15 protein-coding genes are annotated in these 21,837 nt (G+C 64.1%); 12 read left to right on the top strand and 3 right to left on the bottom strand.

Annotated elements, in window-relative coordinates:
- The first annotated feature begins 10 nt into the window (after nucleotides 1–10).
- The 12 genes from tssJ to ACF8SD_RS22430 all read left to right on the top strand — a co-directional run bounded on the left by tssJ (nucleotide 11) and on the right by ACF8SD_RS22430 (nucleotide 19,099).
- Nucleotides 11–733: a type VI secretion system lipoprotein TssJ gene (gene tssJ / locus ACF8SD_RS22485; protein ID WP_392485182.1), complete on the top strand. Its 723-nt coding sequence runs from the start codon at nucleotides 11–13 to the stop codon at nucleotides 731–733.
- Nucleotides 730–2,073, top strand: coding sequence for a type VI secretion system baseplate subunit TssK (gene tssK / locus ACF8SD_RS22480; RefSeq protein WP_392485181.1), 1,344 nt, complete (start codon nucleotides 730–732; stop codon nucleotides 2,071–2,073). Before tssJ ends, tssK begins: the two co-directional genes overlap by 4 nt.
- Nucleotides 2,070–2,786 (top strand): type IVB secretion system protein IcmH/DotU, encoded by a 717-nt coding sequence (gene icmH / locus ACF8SD_RS22475; RefSeq protein WP_009686736.1) that lies wholly within the window; start codon nucleotides 2,070–2,072, stop codon nucleotides 2,784–2,786. The genes tssK and icmH overlap by 4 nt, the downstream gene beginning before the upstream one ends.
- 30 nt (nucleotides 2,787–2,816) lie before the next feature.
- Nucleotides 2,817–6,617 (top strand): type VI secretion protein IcmF/TssM N-terminal domain-containing protein, encoded by a 3,801-nt coding sequence (locus ACF8SD_RS22470; RefSeq protein WP_392485180.1) that lies wholly within the window; start codon nucleotides 2,817–2,819, stop codon nucleotides 6,615–6,617.
- Nucleotides 6,614–7,522, top strand: a complete 909-nt coding sequence (tagF, locus tag ACF8SD_RS22465; RefSeq protein WP_173888953.1) for a type VI secretion system-associated protein TagF — start codon at nucleotides 6,614–6,616, stop codon at nucleotides 7,520–7,522. The genes ACF8SD_RS22470 and tagF overlap by 4 nt, the downstream gene beginning before the upstream one ends.
- On the top strand, nucleotides 7,519–10,011 hold the full coding sequence (tssM, locus tag ACF8SD_RS22460; RefSeq protein ID WP_392485179.1) for a type VI secretion system membrane subunit TssM: 2,493 nt from the start codon (nucleotides 7,519–7,521) through the stop codon (nucleotides 10,009–10,011). Before tagF ends, tssM begins: the two co-directional genes overlap by 4 nt.
- Before the next feature lie 143 nt (nucleotides 10,012–10,154).
- Nucleotides 10,155–10,673 (top strand): type VI secretion system tube protein Hcp, encoded by a 519-nt coding sequence (locus ACF8SD_RS22455; RefSeq protein ID WP_009686731.1) that lies wholly within the window; start codon nucleotides 10,155–10,157, stop codon nucleotides 10,671–10,673.
- Nucleotides 10,674–10,768: 95 nt separating this feature from the next.
- Nucleotides 10,769–11,866, top strand: coding sequence for a type VI secretion system protein TssA (gene tssA / locus ACF8SD_RS22450; protein WP_173888949.1), 1,098 nt, complete (start codon nucleotides 10,769–10,771; stop codon nucleotides 11,864–11,866).
- Between the two features lie 57 nt (nucleotides 11,867–11,923).
- Nucleotides 11,924–14,440: an excinuclease ABC subunit A gene (locus ACF8SD_RS22445; RefSeq protein WP_392485178.1), complete on the top strand. Its 2,517-nt coding sequence runs from the start codon at nucleotides 11,924–11,926 to the stop codon at nucleotides 14,438–14,440.
- Between the two features lie 257 nt (nucleotides 14,441–14,697).
- Nucleotides 14,698–16,347 carry an MFS transporter gene (locus ACF8SD_RS22440; RefSeq protein ID WP_173888945.1) on the top strand — a complete coding sequence of 550 codons (1,650 nt, stop codon included), beginning with the start codon at nucleotides 14,698–14,700 and terminating at the stop codon, nucleotides 16,345–16,347.
- Nucleotides 16,344–17,477, top strand: coding sequence for an HlyD family secretion protein (locus ACF8SD_RS22435; RefSeq protein WP_392485177.1), 1,134 nt, complete (start codon nucleotides 16,344–16,346; stop codon nucleotides 17,475–17,477). The genes ACF8SD_RS22440 and ACF8SD_RS22435 overlap by 4 nt, the downstream gene beginning before the upstream one ends.
- A gap of 326 nt (nucleotides 17,478–17,803) precedes the next feature.
- Nucleotides 17,804–19,099 (top strand): MFS transporter, encoded by a 1,296-nt coding sequence (locus tag ACF8SD_RS22430; protein ID WP_009686723.1) that lies wholly within the window; start codon nucleotides 17,804–17,806, stop codon nucleotides 19,097–19,099.
- A 72-nt stretch (nucleotides 19,100–19,171) separates the two neighbouring features.
- Here ACF8SD_RS22430 and ACF8SD_RS22425 read toward each other — a convergent pair whose 3' ends face one another.
- From ACF8SD_RS22425 to madL, 3 genes are all read right to left on the bottom strand, one after another.
- Nucleotides 19,172–20,500 carry a hypothetical protein gene (locus ACF8SD_RS22425; RefSeq protein WP_173888942.1) on the bottom strand — a complete coding sequence of 443 codons (1,329 nt, stop codon included), beginning with the start codon at nucleotides 20,498–20,500 and terminating at the stop codon, nucleotides 19,172–19,174.
- A 144-nt stretch (nucleotides 20,501–20,644) separates the two neighbouring features.
- Nucleotides 20,645–21,409: a malonate transporter subunit MadM gene (gene madM / locus ACF8SD_RS22420; protein WP_009686722.1), complete on the bottom strand. Its 765-nt coding sequence runs from the start codon at nucleotides 21,407–21,409 to the stop codon at nucleotides 20,645–20,647.
- Between the two features lie 2 nt (nucleotides 21,410–21,411).
- Nucleotides 21,412–21,834: a malonate transporter subunit MadL gene (madL, locus tag ACF8SD_RS22415; RefSeq protein WP_009686721.1), complete on the bottom strand. Its 423-nt coding sequence runs from the start codon at nucleotides 21,832–21,834 to the stop codon at nucleotides 21,412–21,414.
- Nucleotides 21,835–21,837 lie beyond the last annotated feature (3 nt).

Below are 21,837 nucleotides of genomic sequence, written 5' to 3'. Positions count from 1 at the left end.
TTTTGCCGTCATGTACCACAAGCACACTGCCCTCAAACGCTTGACTGCCCTTGCCCTGCTGTTGGCAATGGCCGGCTGCGGGGTTACCGACCGCATCGGCAAGCGCATGGAAGACAGCTGGGCGGCCGACATGCTGGCCGACAGCGAAAAAGTCATTCTGACTTCTGATGGCGGCAACCAGCTCAACCCGGATGCCGACGGCAAACCGCTGTCGGTGGTGATGCGCGTGTACCAGCTGACCGACCTCGAGCGCTTCGCCGCCAGCGATGCCGAAACCCTATGGGCTACCCCGCAGAAAGCCCTGGGCAACACCCTGGTGGAGGCACGCGAGATCACCCTGCTACCGGGCATTGGCCAGATCGACCAATGGCCGCTGGCCAAGAGCGCCCGGTATGTCGGCGTGGCAGCGTTTTTCCGCGACGAGCAGGATGCCCGCTGGAAAGTCGCCTTCGACGCCGACTCGCTGCGCAAGGACGGGATCTGGTTCTCATCGGACGGCCTGCGCGTGCTGGTAGACAAGACCGAGATCCATGCCATGCGCGGTGTGGACGTATTGAACAAGCCGCCGACCGCCGAGCAGCAGGCCGCCGCCGAGCGCGCCAGGCAAGCCGCGCCTGGCTTCACCGACAAGGTGCAGGACGCCGCGCTCGACAAGGCCAGTGATATGGCTGGCAAATCAGCACAGAACGCCGTCGACAATTCCTTCAACTCTTTCGTGGATAGCGTCAAATGAGCAAGCAGAGCCGGGTGATGTGGTCGGAAGGCATGTTCCTGCTGCCCCAGCACTTTCAGTATCAGGACGAGTTTCACCAACATCAGTTGGCCGAAGCGACCCTGCGCAGCACCCCCTTCCATTGGGGTGTACAGGCGCTGCAAGTGGACGAGGACGCCCTGAGCAACGGTTCGCTGCAACTCAAGCGCCTTAAGCTGGTATTCCCCGATGGCAGCCTGTACGACGCGCCGCAGCACGACCCACTGCCGGCCGCGCGTGACCTCAAAGACCTGCTCAAGGCCAACGACCTCAAGGTGTACGCTGCCCTGAAGCTGCCTGAGCCGTTCGGCCTCAACTACGTCGAAGACGGCCAGGACCACAAGGCGGCGCGGCGCTATCGCAAACAGTTCGACACCCTGCCCGACCTCAACGAAGGCGAACTGGAGAACGAGATCACCAGCCTGCGCCTGAACGTCGTGCTGCTGGTCGACGGCGATAGCCTCGATGGCTATAGCTACTGCCCACTGGCCAAGCTGACCCGCAACAGCATGGGCGGTTTCAATCTGGACCCGCATTTCGTCCACCCTACCCTGCACCTGGGTTGCCACGAAACCCTGGCCGGCATTGGCAAGCGCCTGCTCGGCGCCTTGCAGGCCAAAAGCAAGGCACTGTCTGGCCGGCGCCGCGAACGCGCCGACCAGATCGCCGAATTCGGCTCTAGCGACGTCACCTTGTTCTGGCTGCTGAACACCGTCAACCGGGCGCACCCGCAACTGGCCCACCTGCTGGCCCACCCACGCCTGCACCCAGAGCGCCTGTACCTGTTCCTTGCCGACCTTGCCGGTGGCCTGCTGACCTTCACCCTCGACACTCAACTGGCCGACATCCCCGAGTACGACCACCACGACCCCGCCGCATCGCTGGTCAAGCTGGACGAGATGATCAGGGTGATGCTGGACAACGTCGTGCCCAACCAGTGCATCGTCATCAACCTCACCCAGACCAAACCGTCGTATTGGCAAGGGCAGTTGCACGACCCGCGCCTGGTCGAGGCCGACTTCTACGTGTCGGTCCATGCCGACATGCCCGGTGCCAGCTTGCTGGAACTGGTGCCGCGGGCCTTCAAGATCGGCTCGCCCGAAGACATCGAGGTGGTGGTCAACAGTGCCATGCCCGGCGTTACCCTCAACCACGCCGCGCGGCTCCCCAACGCGATCCCGGTGCGCCTGGACAACCAGTACTTCGCCATCGAGCCGCATGGCCAGGTGTATGAGCGAATGATGAACGCCCAGACCATCTGCTTCTACGCGCCCAGCGCCTTTACCAACCTCAAGCTTGAACTGATGGCGGTGCTCAAATGACCGAAGCCGTACTGCAACAGGGCGCTACCATGCCCACCCCTGCCAAACCGTCGCTCAAGGACCTGGTGCAAGACTTCATCAGCATGGCGCTGATCGTGCGCCGTGGCCGCCAGGTCACTTCGGTGCAGGCCTTCGAGGGCAGCGTCGAACGCTTCTTCGCAAACCTAGAACGTGACGCCCGTGCCGCCAACTACAGCGCCGAACAGGTCAAGGACACCCAGTACGCGCTGTGCGCCTTCCTGGATGAAAGCGTGTTGCGCGCTGGCGACAACGCGTTGCGCCAGCACTTCGAGCTGCAACCCTTGCAGTTCCGCTATTTCGGCGTGCACCTGGCGGGTGAAGGCTTTTTCGAGAAGGTCGAGGCTCTGCGGGGCGACGTCAAACAGAACCTCGATGTGCTCGAGGTTTATCACCTGTGCCTGGCGCTTGGCTTCGAGGGCAAGTTCAGCCTTGGCCAGAAAGACCAGCTGCGTTACCTGGCCAACACCCTCGGCCAAGACATCGCCCGCTACCGCAAGGCACCCAAGGCCTTGTCACCGGACTGGGCACTGCCGGACCAGGTGTCGCAGATGCTGCGTCACGAAGTGCCGCTGTGGGTGTACCTGGCGCTGATCGCGCTGGTCTGCGTCGCCGTGTACCTGACCCTTGACTGGTTGCTGGACAAGGACGTCGCCGCCCTCTCCGAACAAATCCGCCAGCTGTTCAGTGCCTGAGTGCACCTCAGGTAGCCGAGTCAGGAAGACATGAAAACACTACTGCGCCTCTTGAAAAGTTTCTGGGTTCTGCTGCTACTGCTGTGGCTGGGGAGCCTGTTGGTCTGTTGGCTGGTGTCGCCGCTGCTGCCGTGGCTGCAGCAGCACCTGCCCGAAGCCCTGGCCATCATCAGCGCCTGCTTCCTGCTGGCCGTCGTGCTGCGCCAGTACCAGCGTATTCGTGCCGAGCACAACCTGGAGAACCTGCTGCAGATCGAAGTCGACCGCTCGTGGAATGCCACCGGCGAGTTCCGTGACCAGCAGGTACTGCGCGAGCGCCTCAAGCATGCCATCAGCATGCTGCGCACCGACCGCTCCGCCGGCGGCGGTGGCAAGTCGGCGCTGTCCGACCTGCCCTGGTACCTGGTGGTCGGCATGTCGGCGGCAGGCAAGACTTCGCTGCTGACCCACTCCGGCCTGTCAGCCAGTATCGCCACCGCCAACGACAGCGAAAGTGGCACCCAGCACTGCGACTGGTATTTCAGCCCCGACGCGGTGATGATCGACACCGCCGGCCGTTACCTGCGGGACGACCAGTCGGCAAGCGAGTTTTCGGCGTTCCTGCGCATGCTGCGCAAGCAGCGCGGCAAGGCAGCCATCAACGGCCTGGTGCTGGTGGTCAGCCTGCCCGAACTGCTGGCCGCCAACAGCGAAGAGCGTGATGCCCTGGCAGCGCAGCTGGTAGCCCGGGTGGAAGAATACGCCCAGTGCCTCGACACCAACCCACCGCTCTACCTGATGCTCAGCAAGACCGACCAGTTGCCGGGCTTCAGCCAGGCTTTTGATGGCCTGGATCTGCACCAACGCCAGCAACCGCTGGGCATGACCTTCGCGTTGTCGGAAATCCGCAACCAAGGCCTGCAGGCCGTGCTGCAAGCGCGCCTGGGCAACCTGCACAGCCACATTCGCCAGCACGTCGACGCACAAGTGATCGCCTTGGGCGCTGCAGCCGACAGCACGCTGCTGAACTTCCCGCAATACTTCGCCGCGCTGGGCGGTGTGCTCGAGCAGTTCCTCGGGCACTTCACCCACGGCCAGCGCAGCGGCGCACCATTGATGCTGCGAGGCCTGTACTTCACCAGCGCCCTGCAGACCGGGCAACAACTGGGGCACGTGTACGAAGACGCCATCGCCGACGAATTCGCCTTGCAGGCGGCCGAGGATGGCCAGGCCGAACAGGCTGGCACGGCAGCGGGCAACCGCAGCTACTTCATTACCGACACCTTCCGCCGGGTCATTTTCCCCGACCGTGACCTGAGCCTGTATCACTCGCGCCAAGGCCGCCAGGCGGGGCTCAGCCCGCTGCTGCTGGGCCTGGCCGTTGCCGCCGGCGTGCTGCTTGTCAGCTGGCAGGCAGTGTCGTTCGTCAACAACCGCCAATGGCTGGACAATCTGCGCCTGCAGCTGGCGCAGATAGGCCAGGCCGAAGACAGCCAGCAGCAGTTGGCCGCAGGCAAAGGCCTGCAAGTGCTGCGCGAGCAGATGGCCACTGTCGAGTCGCATCGCACACAAGGCGTGCCGCTGCGCCTCAGCGCCGGCCTGTACCACGGTGAGGCGGTTGACCAGGTGACCCGCAGCGCGTATTTGGCGCAATTGCGCAGCCAGGCCCTGGAACCGATCGCCCGTAGCCTGCAAGTGCAAATGCGCGCGTTCAATACCTTCGCCGCGGGTATCAACCAATCACTGGAGTTCACCCCGGCCCCGCCGAAAAAGCGCAACGCCAAGCCATTGGCCCCAGCGGTTGCAGCCAAAGCGCAGGCCGCGCTGGCCAACACCCGCGCAGGCGCCCATGCGGCCAAGGTCAACCTGGCCACAGCCAGCGATGCCGCCGAGCTGTCCGCGACCACCGGTGGCCTGTCGTTGTCCGAAGAGATGCTGGGGCGCCTCGACGAGCAGCAAGTCGCCTCGATCATCGATGCCTACAACACGCTCAAACTGTACCTGCTGCTGACGGCACCCGACGCCCATCCAGACCCGGCCTTCATTGCCGCAAGCCTGCCACAGGCCTGGGCCGCGGCGGCCGGCGAAGGCACCCCCGCCAGCGCCGACGTGATCGGCGCAAACACTCCGCTGTACGTGCAGTTGCTGGAACAGGGCCAGGCGCCCTCACTGCCACGCAACGACCAACTGATCAACGAAACCCGGCAGAACCTCAAGTCGTTCATGATTTCCAGTTCGCTGGTCGATCGCGAATACCTGCGCCTGCAACTCGAATCCAGCCGCCAATTCCCGGCACTGAGCCTCAACGACCTTGTACCTCAACCTGGGCGCGCACTGCTGTACGGGTCGGCCGGGGTACCTGCGATCTATACCCGCCAAGGCTGGGATACGTTCGTCAAGCCTGAACTGATCAAGCTGGTATCGAGCAACTTGCGCAACGAGTCCGACTGGGTACTGGACGGCGACGGCGGCGATGCCCTGGTGCAGAAGGCCAACTTCGTGCGCGAATTCATGAGCCGCTACAAGCGCGACTACACCCAAGCCTGGTACAAGATGGTCAGCAGCGTGGGCGTGCGCCATTTCGCCGACCTGGCATCGGCGACCCAGCAGTTGGGGCTTTTGAGCGACGTTCAGCACTCCCCCGTGAAGAACCTGCTGCAGGCTGTCAACGACAATACCCAGTGGGACCTGCCGGTCAAACGCGAAGCACCCTCGGCCGGCGCTGGCCGTGATGACGGTTTCTGGAGCAAGGTTACCGGGCTGTTCGACGCCAACGACAGCCTGCCTGCCAACGTAGCCCCGGCCCTGCCGGCGGTGGACGACGGCAGCCTCGCCAAGCGCTTCGAACCGGTTGCCCGGGTATTCGCCCAGAACAACGCCGAAGGCGCCGACAGCACCATCATGGACCGCTACCTGGCGGCGCTGCGCAAGCTCAAGGTCCGCATGAACAACATCCAGCGGTCGCAGGATGTCGGCAAAAGCAGCAAGCAGTTGATCAGCGAAACCCTGGAAGGCCAGCCAAGCGAAGTCACCACGGTACGCAATTACGTGGAAACCAGCGTCGACACCAGCCAGGACAGCCTCTCGCGTTCGCTGCAAGGCTTGTTCAACCTGCCGATCCAGTACGCCTGGGCGACCTTGCGTGACCCGGCCGGCCAGCAGATCGCCAAAGCCTGGGCGCAGCAGATCGCCAAGCCCTGGCAGCAGGTCATGGCACACCGCTACCCGATTGCCGGTGGTAGCCGCAACGAAGCCTCGGTCAAAGACCTGCAACGTTTCGTAGACCCGGACTCGGGGCTGCTGCCAGCCTTCAAACGCAACGAAATCGGCAACCTCGCCGGCGGCGAAGGCCTGGGCGTGGGTGATGGCAAGGCACCAGCGTTGGTCAACCCTGGCATGCTCAACAGCATCGACCGGGCCAGTTCGGTAGGCCAGGTGATCGCCAGCCTGTCAGACCGCGACAACGGCTTTGAAATCATGCTGGAGCCCTCGGCCAACTTCACCGACATCGTGTTCACCCTCGATGGGCAGGAACAGCACTACCGCAACGGCCGCAGCAGCTGGAGCCGCTTCGCCTGGCCAGGTACCAGCAACGCCCCGGGCGCTCGCCTGGATGTGGTCACGCTCAGTGGCGCACGGGTAACGGTGTTCGACTTCCCCGGGCGTTGGGGCCTGCTGCGCATGAACGAAAGCGCCCGCGTCGACGACCTCGACGGCATCCAGCAGCGCTTCAGCTGGAACACCGCCAATGGCCGTGTGAGCCTGGTGGTGCGCAACTTCGGTGGGGTAAAACTGACCGACCTGAGCCAGGTCAAGGCCCTAAGCGCACTCAACGACAGGAGTGCCCCATGATCGGCTGCTTCGGCAAACTGCCATCGAGCGCAGACTTCGTCAGCCTGCATGGCGCGGCGGAGGAAGTCTGCGAATTCGACAGTTGGCTGCAGACCTCGCTGGCGGCTATGCGCCACCGCGAAGACTGGCAGGCACTGTTCGATGGGTTGCCGATGTGCTTCTTCACGTACCGCGCACGCAATGGCAACTGGCTGCTGGGCGGGCTGTTGAGCTCGCGTGACGCCAGTAACCGGCGCTATCCGTTCTTCATCTACCAACTGCTCAAGGGCAAGGAAGGCATGGCCCTGAGCAACCCATTCACCTTGGGCGAGCTGTTCTGCGCGCAGATAAAACCTTTGCTGCACCAGGCCGTGCAAGGCGCCGACGGCACCCGCCTGTTCGAACAGGTCAAGGCCTTGCGCCCCCTGCAAGCCCAGGACCTGGACCTGTTCCGCCGGGTGCACGCCAAGTTCCTGCGTGACTTCAGCTTCACCGATATCGCGCGTGCACTGCACGGCTCCTGGCCAGGTTTCGACAGCGCCGCCGCTTTGACACGGCTGCGCGCATGCCGGCCGGCGCTGCACAGTGACTTCGAGGGTGGCATTGAGTTGCCCCTCCCCGCTGAGCGCGGCTTGAAAAACCCTACAGCCGATCTGTGGCTGACTTGGCTGTGCCACATGAACGGGCAGCCAGATACGCCAGCCGTGAGCCTGCTGGCAGACGATTTCATGCACCCGCGCCTGTTCTGCTTCCCGTCACGCCACGCCAGCAGTGCCTATCGCCTGCTCTGCGGCTGTGCCGAGGCCCAGCAGCATCTGGCGCTACTGGGCCCTGCGGCATCGGCCCGCGGCCAACACGACTTCGATCTACCCCTTGAACGCGTTATCGAGCAATTCGTCGATGCGCTGGATGCGACGCCCGTATGAACAAGATCAAGTACTACTGCCTGCGTTACCAACCCTATCTGCTGGGGGTGGCGTTTTTCCTGGTGATCTTCCTGGTATGGGCGATCGGCAGCGCGTTGGGCTTTGCTTCGCTGCACAGCCTGTTGGCTGGCATCGGGGTTTTCCTGCTGCTGTCGGCGGGCTACGTCCTGCTGCTGTACCGTGGCGCCGGCCAGCATCACAACCTCGAAGGCTTGCTGCGCGACGACGCCGACCAGGCTGTACTCAATGCCACGCCGGCCGACCGCGAGGAGGTCAGCCTGTTGCGCGAGCGCCTGCTGCAGGGCATCGAGCGCCTGCACAAGAACACGCCACGCGGCACCTCTGCCAAAGACGCCCTGTACGCGCTGCCTTGGTACCTGGTGATCGGCCAGCCCGCCGCTGGCAAGAGCACCATGATCCTGCAGTCCGGCCTCAACTTCCCTTACGCCGAGCGCGAAGGTGCACGCGTCGCAGGGTTGGGTGGCACGCGCAACTGTGACTGGTTTTTCAGCTCTGAAGCGGTGCTGCTGGACACTGCCGGGCGCTACATGAACAGCCCGGAAGAGGCCGGCAAATGGCGAGGGTTCCTGCAGTTGCTGCGCCAGCACCGGCAACGCCGCCCGCTCAACGGCTTGATCGTCAGTGTCAGCATCGCCGACGTTGTACACGGCACGGCCGAAGACCAGCAGCGGGTGGCCAAGCGTTTGCGCGAACGCATCCAGGAAAGCTGCGCCTTGCTGGAAGTGCGCCTGCCGATCTACCTGGTATTCACCAAGTGCGACCTGATACCCGGCTTCACCCCCTTCTATCGCCAGCTGGATGAGGCCGCGCGCGGCGAAGTGATGGGCAAGACCTTCGCGCACAAAGGCTACGAACAGGCGGACTGGGGCCAGCGTTTTGGCCAGGCCATGGACGACCTGACCCGCTACTGGCAGCAGGTTGCCAGCCAGCAACTGGTGCAGCAGGACATTCAGGTAACGCGGCAAAACGACGCCGCTTACCGCTTCCCGCTGGAGCTGGCCGCAATCAAGCCACGGCTGCAGGCGTTCGTCGACAGCCTGCTGCGGGCCAACCCCTACCAGAATGCCGAAATGCTGCGTGGCTTCTACTTCACTGCCGCCTTGCAGGCCGATGAAGCGCTGTGGGGCAGCCATGGCCAGCATGTTGCCGAGCGTTTTGCCCTGGAACACGGCGAGGGGGCGGTCAGCGCAGGCAGCCAGCCTGCGCCGCTGTTCATCAACAGCCTGTTCCGCAAGGTCATCATCCCCGACCAGCACCTGGTGGCGCTGTACACCAGCAACCACCGCGAGCGCCGGCGCAAGGCCGCCTGGGTGGCCTGTGCCAGCCTCGCCGGGTTGGTGCTGTGCAGCCTTTGGGGCTGGTCGTACCTGAACAACCGTGCGGTGCTGGGCAGCATCGCGAGCGAGCTGGCCGAGGCCAAGCGCCAGGACCAGGCTGCCGCTGGCCAGTACGCCGCCTGGCGCAGCCTGGACCGCCTGCGCTTCTGGGCCGCTCATTACTACCGGCAGCACCGTGAGCAGGGTGTACCGTTCAGCCTGCGTCTGGGCCTGTACCAGGGCCATCAGGTTGAGCCGCTGCTGCGCGACCGTTACTTCACCACCCTGCAGCAGGTGATGCTCAAGCCCACCGCAGACAACCTCACCCGCACGCTCTACCTGCTGACCACGCTCAAGGTCTACCAACGCAATACCCGCGAATTGCAACCGGTGAGCGGCGTGGACAGTGTCGAGGCCGAAGCCCTGCCACATGACAACCGCGCCCAGTCGATCGCCGATTTCGGCAAGGCGACACTGGACACCTACGTGATGCTTTCGCCCGCTCAGCGGGAGAAGGCCGACCCAGCGTTTCTCAAGGCGCACCTGCCCGACTACTGGTACCCGGCCATCGCCCGGCACACCGGCCACAGCCTGTCCGAGGCCAACCAGGGCAAGGGCGACCAGGACTACCTGTACGCCAGCCGGCAGATCACATTCTATGCCGACCAGATCCGCGAAACGGACGTGCCGCGCATTCTCGACAACGCCTTCCTGATTTCTAGCTCGCGCAACTACATCGACAGCCTGCGTGCCCAGTCGCTACGCGCGATCGAGACCATCACGCTGGAATCGGACACCTTGTTCGCCTTTGGCCGGGCGGATTTCCAGAGCCTGAAAAGCGAGGGCCAGAACCAACTCAGTGCCATCGCCAGCAAACTGCTGAACACGCCCAATATCGGCAAGATCGTCATCTCCGGCCACGCCGACCAGCTCGGTGACAGCCAGAGCAACCTGCAGGTATCGAAACAACGGGCGCAAACCATTCGGACTTATCTGGTCGGCAAGGGCGTCCCGGCCGAACTGGTGGTGGCCCAGGGCGAAGGCAGCCGTAAACCGTTGGTCAACTGTGACATGCAACAGGCACGGGCCCAGTTGATCAAGTGCCTGGAGCCCAACCGCCGGGTAGAAATCGAAGTGCGCGGGCTCAACTGAGCGCGCGCCGCACCAACCGGCCACCCGGGCTCACAGGAGGAGCACCGGGTGGCGGCACGCTACCTCTGCCGCCCTGTCGGCGAGGTGAAAAACCAAGGGTCGCATGAGCAACCCTTTACCAGTTGTTAATGGAGAGTTTCACAATGGCATTTGACGCGTATATCCAAATCGACGGCATCCCAGGCGAAGTACTGGACGAAAAGCACAAGGACTGGATCGAAGTGCTGGGCTACGAGTACGGCGCCACCCAGGCGACCTCGGCGACTGCCAGCTCCTCGGGCGGTGCGTCGTCCGAGCGTGTTGCCCTGAGCGACTTCAAGATCCGCAAATCGGTCGACAAGGCATCGGCCAAACTGTTCGAGCACTGCTGCACCGGCAAACACATTGCCAAGCTGAAGCTCAACGTCAACCGCGCCGGTGGTGACAAGGTCACCTACCTGACCATCGACATGGAAGAAGTCGTGGTGTCGTCGGTCAAGTTCGTTGCCGGTGGCAACCAGGCCGGTGAAGACAAGGCGGTCAGCGACCTGCCGATCGAAGAAATCACCTTCAACTTCGCCCGCATCAAAACCACCTACACCCAGCAGAACCGTACCGACGGCCAAGCCGGCGGCAACATCGTAGGTGGCTGGGACCGCACCGCGAACAAAGTCTTCGCCTGATCACCTGCATGCCCAGGGCCGCTTCAGCGGCCCATCCCTCACAGCGTGCCAGCCCAGCCTGGCACGCTGTTCACTAGCCAGAACCTGAGTGCTTTATGCCTGACATTCTCAATGACCTCTCGCTGGCCGCACTGGTCGCCCCCATCGAAGGTGGCAGTGGCGAAGACTTGAGCTTCTCTGCGTTGTTCGACCAGATCAAGGAGGCGCGCCGGGCCGACCCCGACTACCTGACCCAGGGCGACTGGCAAACCGATTTGAAAACCGCCGACTGGGAGCAGGTGATCAACTTGTCTGCCCAGGGCCTCGCCCAACACAGCAAGGACCTGATGCTGGCAGCCTGGCTCAGCGAAGGCCTGGCCCAGCGCGAGCACTTCGAAGGCATCACCTTTGGCCTGGAACTGACCGAACAGTTGCTACAGGCGTTCTGGGAAAACTTGTACCCAACCCTCGAAGAGGGCCTTGACGAGCGGGCGGCCCGGCTGTCCTGGCTCAAGAGCACACTCACCGACATCGCCGGTGGTTTGCCCATCACCCAAGGGCAGAATTTTGGCGTATTGCGTTACGACGAATCACGCCTTGTGGAAAACCTGGCCCTGCGCGACCCCAAGGCCATGCAGACCGCATTGAACGAAGGCAAGATCAACGCCGAGATATTCCAGCGCTCGGTGGCGCTGTCCGACACCGATTACCTGCGCAACAAGGCGCTGCAGATCAACGACAGCCTGCAAGCCTGCAAACGCCTGCAGGCCACTGCGGAGCAACTGTTCGGCCACGAGGCACCGAGCTTTGCCAGCCTCGCCGACATGCTGACCCGGGCCAGCCAGCTGGCTGAAAAACTGCTGAAAGACCGTGGTGTCGAGCTGCAGCCGCCAGCCCCCGTGGTCGCCGAACCCGAAACCAGCGTCGCCCCCGTCGAACAGGCAGGTGAAGCCATGAACACTCCCGCCCAGCCCACTGCACCTGCGCCCATGCGTACCACCCCGCTGACCCGGGACGAAGCCTTCAGCATGCTGGCGGGCATCGCCCAGTTTTTCAAACAGACGGAACCGCAAAGCCCGGTGCCGTATCTGATAGAACGTGCCATCAAGTGGGGCAACATGCCGCTGGAAGGCTGGCTGAGCGATGTGATCAAAGACAGCAATGTGGTGGACAACATTCGCGACGTACTTGGCACCCGCGAACCGAAACCCTGACCCACGTCAGCGACTATGCTGCTACCGTGAGCTTCCCGTACCGCCAAGGAAAGCGCCATGCCGCCACGTTCCACTCCCCCCACCGGTTTCGTTCGTGTCCGTGGTGCCCGCGAGCACAACCTGAAAAACATCGACGTGGATATTCCGCGCGATGCGCTGGTGGTGTTCACCGGGGTGTCCGGCTCGGGGAAATCCTCACTGGCGTTCTCCACCCTGTACGCCGAAGCCCAGCGCCGCTATTTCGAATCGGTGGCACCCTACGCGCGGCGCCTGATCGACCAGGTGGGTGTGCCGGATGTGGATGCCATCGAAGGCTTGCCCCCGGCAGTCGCCTTGCAACAGCAACGGGGCACGCCAAGCGCTCGCTCTTCGGTGGGCAGCGTGACCACATTGTCCAGCTCCATCCGCATGCTCTATTCACGCGCCGGGCATTACCCGGCAAGCCAGGCCATGCTGTACGCCGAGGACTTTTCGCCGAACACCCCACAGGGTGCGTGCCCGCAGTGCCACGGCCTGGGCCGCGTCTACGAGGTGAGCGAGGCGACCATGGTGCCCGACCCGTCACTGACCATCCGCGAACGCGCGATTGCGGCCTGGCCAATGGCCTGGCAAGGGCAGAACCTGCGCGACATCCTGGTCACGTTGGGGTATGACGTGGACATACCCTGGCGCGACCTGCCCCAGGCCCAGCGCGACTGGATCCTGTTCACTGAAGAAACGCCCACTGCACCGGTCTACGCCGGCCTGACCCCGGCACAAACCCGCCAAGCCCTCAAGCGCAAGCTGGAGCCCAGCTACCAGGGCACTTTCACGGGTGCCCGGCGCTATGTCATGCATACCTTCATGCATTCGCAAAGTGCACAGATGCGCAAGCGCGTCGCCCAGTACATGCGCCCCAGCGCCTGCCCGCTGTGCCACGGCAAACGCCTGAAGCGTGAAGCGCTGGGCGTGACCTTTGCCGGGCTGGACATCGCCGAGCTGTCGCAGTTGCCGCTGCAAGCGCTGGCCGAGGTGCTGCGCAAGGTCGCGGCAGCGGACTACCTGGAGCCAAAGCAAAGCCAACTGACCCTGGAAAAGCGCCTGGCCGCGCAGCGCATCGCCCATGAACTGCTGGAGCGCATCGACACCCTGCTCGAACTGGGCCTGGGCTACCTGGCCCTGGAGCGCAGCACGCCCACCTTGTCATCGGGCGAACTGCAACGCCTGCGCCTGGCCACCCAGCTGAATTCGCAGCTTTTCGGCGTGATCTACGTACTCGACGAACCCTCGGCCGGCCTGCACCCGGCCGACAGTGAAGCGCTGTTCCAGGCGCTGCAACGCCTGAAGCAGGCGGGCAACTCGGTGTATGTGGTGGAGCACGACCTGGACACCATGCGCCGGGCCGACTGGCTGGTGGATGTAGGCCCCGCCGCCGGCGAGCACGGGGGCAGCATCCTGTACAGCGGGCCACCGGCGGGCCTGGCCAAGGTCGAGCAGTCCTGCACGCGCGCCTACCTGTTCGGCGCCCAGGCGCAGGCCCCGCGTACGCCACGTCAGCCCCGTGGCTGGCTGAAGCTGGAAGGCATCAGCCGCAACAACCTCGACAACGTCAGCGCAGCATTTGCGCTGGGCTGCTTCACGGCTGTAACGGGTATTTCCGGTTCGGGCAAGTCGAGCCTGGTCAGCCAGGCCCTGCTGGAGCTGGTGGGCGCGCACCTGGGCCATGCCGGGCAAGGCGACGAGCCTGAAGAGCAGAGCCTGGAAGACGAACCGCAACAGACCAGCAGCGGCCACGTCAGCGCCGGCCTCGAGGCTATCAAGCGCCTGGTGCAGGTAGACCAGAAGCCGATCGGGCGCACGCCGCGCTCCAACCTGGCGACCTACACCGGGTTGTTCGACCATGTGCGCAAGCTGTATGCCGCGACCGAACAAGCCAAGGCGCAAGGCTTCGACGCCGGCCGCTTTTCCTTCAACGTGGCCAAGGGCCGCTGCGCCAATTGCGAGGGCGAGGGTTTCGTCAGCGTCGAGTTGCTGTTCATGCCCAGCGTGTATGCACCCTGCCCGACCTGCCACGGTGCGCGCTACAACCCCGAAACCCTGGCGGTCAGCTGGCAAGGCATGAACATTGCGCAAGTGCTGCAACTGACCGTCGACCAGGCCCTGCAGGTGTTTGCCGAACAGCCGCCGGCCCGGCGGTGCCTGCAGGTGCTGCAAGACATCGGCCTGGGTTACCTGCGCCTGGGCCAGCCGGCCACCGAGCTGTCCGGGGGTGAGGCGCAACGCATCAAGCTGGCGACCGAACTGCAACGCATGGCCCGGGGCGCGACGCTGTACGTGCTGGATGAGCCGACCAATGGCCTGCACCCACAAGACATCGACCGGCTGCTGGTGCAACTGAACCGCTTGGTCGAAGCTGGGCACAGCGTGGTGGTGGTGGAACATGACATGCGGGTGGTGGCCCAGAGTGACTGGGTGATCGATATTGGGCCAGGTGCCGGGGCTGCCGGGGGCAAGGTGGTGGTCAGCGGTACACCGCAAGTGGTGGCCAACTGCAAGGAAAGCCGCACGGCGGCGTTTCTGGCCAAGGCATTGTAAGGGCCCGTACCCGCACGTGTGCCTCCGCCAGCATAGATTTCTGACGCACCCGTCAGCCAGCAGGCCCGGCCCTTCCTCGGATAAACCCGCTCCCTTGTGGGAGCGGGCGTGCCCGCGAACACCGGCGCAGCCGGTGCCAGCCACCGCGCTGGGTTAGGTGCCACCCGCGAATACGGTGCTACCGGCAACGCACACTATGTTCAAAACCAAAGCCTGCACCTAGCAGCAACAAGCGCCGCTCAAGTACAGTCTGCCCCATGAACAAATACGCCCCACACGCGTGGCTACCCCACGAAAAGCCCACCCTGCCAGGTTCCCCCTCCACGCCTTTGCATTCGCCAGCCAAACGCCTGGCGTATGGCGTGGTCGGCCTGCTGGTAGCCATTACCGGTGGTTTGGGCAACGCGCTGGTCACCGCCAACCTGGTATTCCTGCAAGGCGCGCTAGGTGCCACCACCGCGGAAATGGCCTGGCTGCCAGCGGCCTACGTGATGACCAACGTGTCCATGAACCTGCTGTTGGTGAAATTCCGCCAGCAATTCGGCTTGCGCGCCTTCACCGAGGTGTTCCTGGTCCTTTACGTTCTGGTCACCTTCGCCCACCTGCTGGTCAACGACCTCAACTCGGCCATCGCCGTACGCGCTGCCCACGGCATGGTGGGCGCCGCGCTCAGCTCACTGGGGCTGTACTACATGATCCAGGCCTTCCCCGCACAATGGCGGTTGAAGGCCATGGTACTGGGCCTGGGCGCTTCGCAGCTGGCATTACCCCTGGCGCGGATCTTTTCCGAAGACTTGCTGCAAATAGCCGAATGGCGCGGGCTGTACCTGTTCGAACTCGGGCTGGCCCTGGCGGCACTGGGATGTGTCCTGCTGCTCAAACTGCCACCCGGCGACCGCTTCAAAACCTTCGAGCCACTGGACTTCCTGACCTTCACCCTGATGGCCAGCGGTACCGCCCTGCTTTGTGCCGTGCTGTCGCTGGGGCGCATAGACTGGTGGCTGGAGGCCCCGTGGCTCGGCGTGGCGCTGGCGGCATCGATTGCGCTGATGCTCAGCGGCCTGGCCATCGAACACAACCGCCGCAACCCGTTGCTGATGACCCGCTGGCTTGGCAGTGGCGCCATCATCCGCCTGGCCCTGTGCGTGGTGCTGATCCGCATGGTCACCTCGGAGCAATCCACAGGGGCGGTAGGCTTTCTGCAGGCCTTGAACATGAGCAGCGAGCAGATGCGCAGCCTGTACTGGATCATGCTGCTGGGTGCCGTGGCGGGCCTGGCCAGCAGTGCCCTGACCATAAACCCCAACCACCTGATCATCCCGCTGTTCGTGTCCTTGCTGGCCATGGCCGTCGGTGCATTCATCGACAGCGGTTCCAGCAACCTCACGCGCCCGGCACAAATGTACTTCAGCCAGTTCCTGCTGGCCTTTGGCAGTACCTTCTTCCTGGGGCCGTCGATGGCCCTGGGCATCAGCCATGTGCGCGCCAACCCCCGTAACCTGGTCAGCTTTTCGGTGCTGTTCGGCATCTGCAACAACGTTGGCGGCCTGGTTGGCGCGGCCTTGCTCGGCACCTTCCAGACCTGGCGGGAGAAGTTCCACTCCAGCCACCTGATGGACCACCTCAGTTATTTGGAACCACTGGTCAATGCCCGCGTACAAAGCGGTGCAGCAGCCTACAGTGGCATCCTCGCCGACCCGGCCCTGCGCACTGAAGCCGGCATGCGCCTGCTGGCCACGGCCGCCAGCCGCGAAGCCAATGTCATGGCCTACAACGATGTGTTCGTCCTGATCGGCAGCATCGCCATACTGACCATGATCTGGATCTGCATACGTAGCGCCTGGCTCTGGTACTCGAAACGCCAGGCCACCACCACCGACTCCACCCCCGGCGTGCCCACCCGATGACCGACGACACCCGTACCACGACCACCACCGCCATCGCCGAAACCCCGGAAGGCGCCACGCCCCCCAGCGAACCGGGTAGCCCGGTACGCACGCGGCGGGTGCGCTTGCTGTCCTCGATCTGCTTTGCCGCCGTGGCCCTGGCAGGTGTTCTGCTGGTGCTGTATGCCTGGCGCCTGCCGCCCTTCAGCAGTGCCATCGAAAGCACCGAAAATGCCCTGGTGCGCGGGCAGGTCACCCTGATCGGCCCCCAGCTCAGTGGTTACATCGTCGACGTGCCCGTGCACGACTTCCAGTTCGTCAAGGCCGGCGACCTGCTGGTGCAACTGGACGACCGTATCTACAAGCAGCGCCTGGCCCAGGCCCTCGCCCAATTGCAGCAGCAACAGGCAGCCCTGGCCAACAACCTGCAACAGCGCAAGAGCGCCGAAGCCACCATTGCCCAGCGCCAGGCCGCCATTGGCGATGCCCAGGCCCAGACGGCCAAAGCCAAGGCCGACCTGCGCCGTAATCAGGCGCTGGTCAGCGACGGCTCGGTTTCCCGCAGTGAACTGGACGTGACCCGCGCCAACGAGGCAGCTGCCGTCGCCAGCCTGGCCCAGGCCAAGGCCGCGCTGGAAATCGCCCGCCAGGAGCGGGAGACCGTGGTGGTCAACCGGGCTGCGCTCGAAGCGGCCGTGGAAAACGCCAAGGCCGCCGTGGCGCTGGCGCGCATCGACCTCGACAACACCCGGGTTACCGCCCCGCGTGACGGCCAACTGGGGCAGATCGGCACGCGCCTGGGTGCTTATGTCAATTCAGGTGCACAGTTGATGGCGCTGGTGCCCGACAGCCTGTGGGTCATCGCCAACATGAAGGAAACCCAGATGGCCAATGTGCGCATCGGCCAACCCGTGAGCTTTACCGTGGACGCGCTGAACCACCTGAAGCTGTACGGGCACGTGCAGCAGATTTCGCCAGCCACCGGTTCGGAGTTCGCCTTGCTGCAGGCCGACAATGCCACCGGCAACTTCGTCAAGATCGCCCAGCGGATACCGGTACGGATCACCGTGGATGCCGACCAGCCACCCGCCCGGCAGTTGCGGCCGGGGATGTCGGTCGTGGTCAGTATCGATACCCGGGAGCAGCCTTAGCTGCCGGGCGCAGTTGCCTGGCTGCCTGCGGCGTCTCGTCGCAGGGCCAGGCCCCTTGGGCAAACCCTCGCAACCCCGTAGAATCGCGCTTCCTTTTCGCCCGTCGCCGTCAACGGTGGCAACCAGCAGCAATGACAGAGTCCGTGCCTGAACACATGCCCACCATGTGAAATAGGCTCAACCCTCCCCGCCCGGCCCCATCCCCTACGGCCCAGCGGTTGAGTCTTGCCCAGGTCGCATCCGTGCAGCTACTCGCCCTTTGCGGGGTCGAGCCGGTGTGCGCGTCCGAAAAGGCGCTCATTCCGCTCATCCAACCAGAGGTACCTATGTCTCCGCGTTTGCTGGCCATGGCGCTGGCGCCCCTGCTCGGGCTGTTCATCATCGCCCTGGGCAACGGCTTCATGTCTTCCCTCACCACCCTGCGCCTGGGCGCCGCCGGTGAGTCTGCCACCACCATTGGCATCGTTTCGTCGACCTACTTCATCGGCCTTACACTGGGCGCCATCTTCAACGACCGGCTGATCCTGCGCATCGGCCACATTCGCGCCTATACCAGCTTCGCCTCGCTGATTGCCGTGACCATCTTGCTGCAGGGCTTGTTCTACGACGTGACCTGGTGGTCGGTGCTGCGCCTGATCAACGGCTGGGCCGCCGTGGGCGTGTTCCTGGTGATCGAAAGCTGGCTGCTGCTGGCCGGCGACGCGAAAATCCGCGGCCGCCTGCTGGCGCTGTACATGATCGCCTTCTATGGCGCCGGGGTCATCGCCCAGGCCGGCCTGGGGGAGATCACCCAGTTGGGCGATACCGCGCCGTTCATGCTGGCCGGCGTGCTGGCCGCGCTGTCGGTGCTGCCCATCGTGATCCTGCCGCGGGTATCGCCCTTGCTGGAGCAGGTCGAACCCCTCAAGCCCCGGCAGTTGCTGGGCGTGGCCCCCTCGGGCCTGGTGGGTTGCTTCGGCTCTGGCGTCGCCATCGCCGGCATCTATGCCCTGCTGCCGCTGTACCTGCAACGCATCGGCCTGGAGGTGGGCGAAGTCGGCAACATGATGGCCTGGGTCATCCTTGGCGCCATGCTGTTGCAGTACCCGGTCGGGCGCTGGTCGGACCGCAAAGACCGCCTGGACGTACTGCTGGCGCTGGCCGCCTTGTGCGTTGTGCTGTCACTGGTCACGGTCTTCCTGCCATCGGACTCGTTCCTGCTGCCGGCCATGCTGTTCCTGTTGGGCGGTGGCGTGTTCACCCTGTACCCGGTCGCCGTCAGCCATGCTGCCGACCGCGCGCCGTCCGATGCGCTGGTGCCGATGATCCAGGGTTTGCTGCTGATCAACTCACTGGGCTCGGCCATGGCACCGGTAGCCATTTCGCCGATGATGACCGAGTTTGGCGAGGCCGGACTGTTCTGGGCGTTTGCCGTGGTCAACCTGGCCATGCTGTGCTTCTTCATGTGGCGCCGTGGCAAGCGCCCGGCGGCAGAGCACCCGGCGCCGTTCGCCGCCTCTACCACGTTCTCGCCCACCGGTGCCGAACTGCGGGTAACCGAAGACCTGATGCATGCCGCGCAAGAGCATCCGCCGCTGGAGCCCGCCGACCCTGCACCGGCTGCCCAGAGCCAGGCCCACTGAGCCAACGGGCTGCCGTAACCCCGGCGGTCCCACCGTGCTGCCTGCCCCGGCCCCGTGCGTGCGTACCCGCGCCTACGGCATGTGGGGTTGGGCAGGCAGCGCCTGCACGGTCAGGTTATCAAGGACCAGCAGGTTATCGTCCTCTTCGGAATCTACGGTCACCCGAATTATCTCAGGTCCATCAATGATGAACTCCTTGGTGCCATAACGCATGGCTCCCGGGCCGTCGGAGGAAAGCTCCTCGTAAACTTCAGCGATCTCGGCCTGCATCCCGCAATAGCTGTTACAGCCCCAGGAAAATCGCACCAGCCGCCGCCCGGCCCCCTCGAGCACTAACTGGATGGTGGCACTCACCGCGAGGTGCTTGCCGGCGATGCGTCCGCCGCTGCCCGGGTGTGCGGTGTCGCTGACGCCACGCTGGCTACCGCTCAACTGGAACTCGACGCCGTCGGCGGTGATCTGGGTGTATGGCCCCACCGCTAACGCCTCGAAGTCGACAGACGGTGTGGGTATAGGTCGTCCTACTGCCTGGTCTTGAGCCTCGTAGGCAAACGCAGCAATGCCTGCCTTGTTTTCGGGAAACGTTACACGCACCACCGGGATCAGCTGTTGGTAATGCTGGTTGTAGCGAATCTGGTCATATTGTGCTTTGGCCAATGCCTGGCGCTCGCCCTGGACGTAAAAGAACGAGTGCACCGGGAGCACCCCGCCCTCACCCTTTGACCACGCGCGTAGCAGCACTTCGTTGTTGATGCTCCAGAGGTCGTCAGCCAAGCCGGCCCGAGCGGCGATTGCCGTGTGGAAGCCTTCAGCGCTGGAACCTTCAAGTGCCCGCATGTCCCACCCGCAAACTCGATAATTGCCGGCTTGTGGGTAACGCTCCAGCCACTGCTGAGCTGTGATTATGCCGAGCGCCTGGCAGGTGTCGGTGGTTGACTCATAACCGGTGATCGGCCCGCAGCCCTGCAAGGTAGGGCGCTGGTTGGTGTTAGCGTTGATCGGGAAGGCGCACAGCACGTGCAGGTCGGCGACTTTGTCTTTTGGGACGGCTTGGTTCGGATACAGGATCAAGCCGTTCTGGTTACCGAATGGCTTGCCGAAATTGCTGTCCTGGCGGAGCCAGGAGAAGGCCACACTGCCTTTTCTAATCTGACTATCGGTGGGGTCCCAGGGCAAGAAGTTCGAGCTGCTGCCAGTGGTGCGCAAAGCGATGCCGCTGCATAAGTAGCCAGGCTTGTCCGGGCCGCCGCAGTCGTCGGTAATGCTCTGGTACCACCGTTTCAGCTCGATGACTGCCAGGCTGCCGCGCTCATCGAGTGAGGCTAGGGTGGAGGACGGTGCAGGCGCTACAGCGGTACAACCGCTGATGAACAGCCATACCAGACACATGATAGTTCGCATGATAATGGACCTCAGCCTTGATCGTGATTGCGGATTGGCCGAGGCATTTATGCATTGGCAAAGGGAGGCAGCTACTGGCAGAAATGACAGGTACCCCCCGATGTATGGGTATCCACCCCCAAACCAGGGCGGGCTAGCCTGCTTCTACCCCACCAACCCTCGCACACAGAAGTACAGGATCGACGGCCCCATCAGGCACCCCAAGCCGGTATGGAACGTGGCGGTCAGCGCCCCATAAGGCACCAGCCGCCGGTCCGTCGCCGCCAACCCGGCGGTCACCCCCGACACAGTCCCCGCCAAACCGCCGAACACCATTGCCGAGCGTGGGTTGTCCAGCGCCAGCAAACGGGCCGATACCGGGGTGAAGACCATCACCAGAATCGCCTTGATCAAACCGGTGGCGATCGACAGGGCCATCACGTCCGAACTGGCACCCAGCGCGGCGCCGGTCACCGGGCCGACGATGTACGTCACGGCGCCGGCACCAATGGTGGTCATGCTCACCGCGTCGCGGTAACCGAAGGCGTACGCCACGCCCGCCCCGACAATGAACGGCAAGACCGTGCCGAGCAGCAGCGCCACCGCGCCGATCATCCCGGCACGGCGAGCCTCGGTGGCCTGCACCTCGAACGCCGTGGCAACGATGGCGAAGTCGCGCAGCATGGCCCCGCCCATCAGGCCGATACCGGAAAACAGCGCCATGTCGGCCAGGCCTTTCTGGCCGCCTGTGAGGGTACCGCCCACCCAGGCCAACACCAGCCCGATGACAATGGCGATGGCCGAGCCGTGCACGCGGCCGAAGGTCAGGTACCTGGACAACAACACCGACAGCCACATGATGCCGCCCACCACCGCGAAGGCAGTGATCAGGCCGTTATGTTCCAGGGCATTATCAATGATCGGCCACATGTTCAGCGCCCCCCTGCAGGGGCAGCATGCCCATTGGCCTGGGGTGGCGCCTCGACCGCGGGTAGCGGTTCGCCGCGGTGGCTACGGCTGATCAGCGCAATGGTCGCACCGCACACCAGCACCGCACCTATCGCAGCCAGCAGCGCCACCGGCCCGCCGTGCAGGGCAGTGACCACGTTCTGTTGCGCCGCCATGGCCACCACGACCGGAATGTACATGGCCCCCCAGAAGCCCACACCGAACTCGCACTCCTTGCTCATGCCACCGTGACGGTGCATGTAAAGGCGTGCGCAGATCAGCAGGATCATGGCGATGCCGACCCCGCCTACATTGGATTTGACGCCCAGCAGTACGCCCAGGAAGTCGCCGACGATAACCCCAGCCAGCGTACAGACCGCCAGCAGTGCCACACCATAGATGATCATTGT

Source organism: Pseudomonas sp. CJQ_9, from assembly GCF_043106615.1.
Taxonomy (GTDB): Bacteria; Pseudomonadota; Gammaproteobacteria; order Pseudomonadales; family Pseudomonadaceae; genus Aquipseudomonas; species Aquipseudomonas juntendi.
This window is presented reverse-complemented; position numbering and strand designations above follow the sequence as displayed.

What these genes read in the sequence shown, in the direction of transcription:
- tssJ (WP_392485182.1), top strand. Translation starts at nt 11, where the DNA reads ATGTACCACAAGCACACTGCCCTCAAACGCTTGACTGCCCTTGCCCTG.
- tssK (WP_392485181.1), top strand. Translation starts at nt 730, where the DNA reads ATGAGCAAGCAGAGCCGGGTGATGTGGTCGGAAGGCATGTTCCTGCTG.
- icmH (WP_009686736.1), top strand. Translation starts at nt 2,070, where the DNA reads ATGACCGAAGCCGTACTGCAACAGGGCGCTACCATGCCCACCCCTGCC.
- ACF8SD_RS22470 (WP_392485180.1), top strand. Translation starts at nt 2,817, where the DNA reads ATGAAAACACTACTGCGCCTCTTGAAAAGTTTCTGGGTTCTGCTGCTA.
- tagF (WP_173888953.1), top strand. Translation starts at nt 6,614, where the DNA reads ATGATCGGCTGCTTCGGCAAACTGCCATCGAGCGCAGACTTCGTCAGC.
- tssM (WP_392485179.1), top strand. Translation starts at nt 7,519, where the DNA reads ATGAACAAGATCAAGTACTACTGCCTGCGTTACCAACCCTATCTGCTG.
- ACF8SD_RS22455 (WP_009686731.1), top strand. Translation starts at nt 10,155, where the DNA reads ATGGCATTTGACGCGTATATCCAAATCGACGGCATCCCAGGCGAAGTA.
- tssA (WP_173888949.1), top strand. Translation starts at nt 10,769, where the DNA reads ATGCCTGACATTCTCAATGACCTCTCGCTGGCCGCACTGGTCGCCCCC.
- ACF8SD_RS22445 (WP_392485178.1), top strand. Translation starts at nt 11,924, where the DNA reads ATGCCGCCACGTTCCACTCCCCCCACCGGTTTCGTTCGTGTCCGTGGT.
- ACF8SD_RS22440 (WP_173888945.1), top strand. Translation starts at nt 14,698, where the DNA reads ATGAACAAATACGCCCCACACGCGTGGCTACCCCACGAAAAGCCCACC.
- ACF8SD_RS22435 (WP_392485177.1), top strand. Translation starts at nt 16,344, where the DNA reads ATGACCGACGACACCCGTACCACGACCACCACCGCCATCGCCGAAACC.
- ACF8SD_RS22430 (WP_009686723.1), top strand. Translation starts at nt 17,804, where the DNA reads ATGTCTCCGCGTTTGCTGGCCATGGCGCTGGCGCCCCTGCTCGGGCTG.
- ACF8SD_RS22425 (WP_173888942.1), bottom strand. Translation starts at nt 20,500, where the DNA reads ATGCGAACTATCATGTGTCTGGTATGGCTGTTCATCAGCGGTTGTACC.
- madM (WP_009686722.1), bottom strand. Translation starts at nt 21,409, where the DNA reads ATGTGGCCGATCATTGATAATGCCCTGGAACATAACGGCCTGATCACT.
- madL (WP_009686721.1), bottom strand. Translation starts at nt 21,834, where the DNA reads ATGATCATCTATGGTGTGGCACTGCTGGCGGTCTGTACGCTGGCTGGG.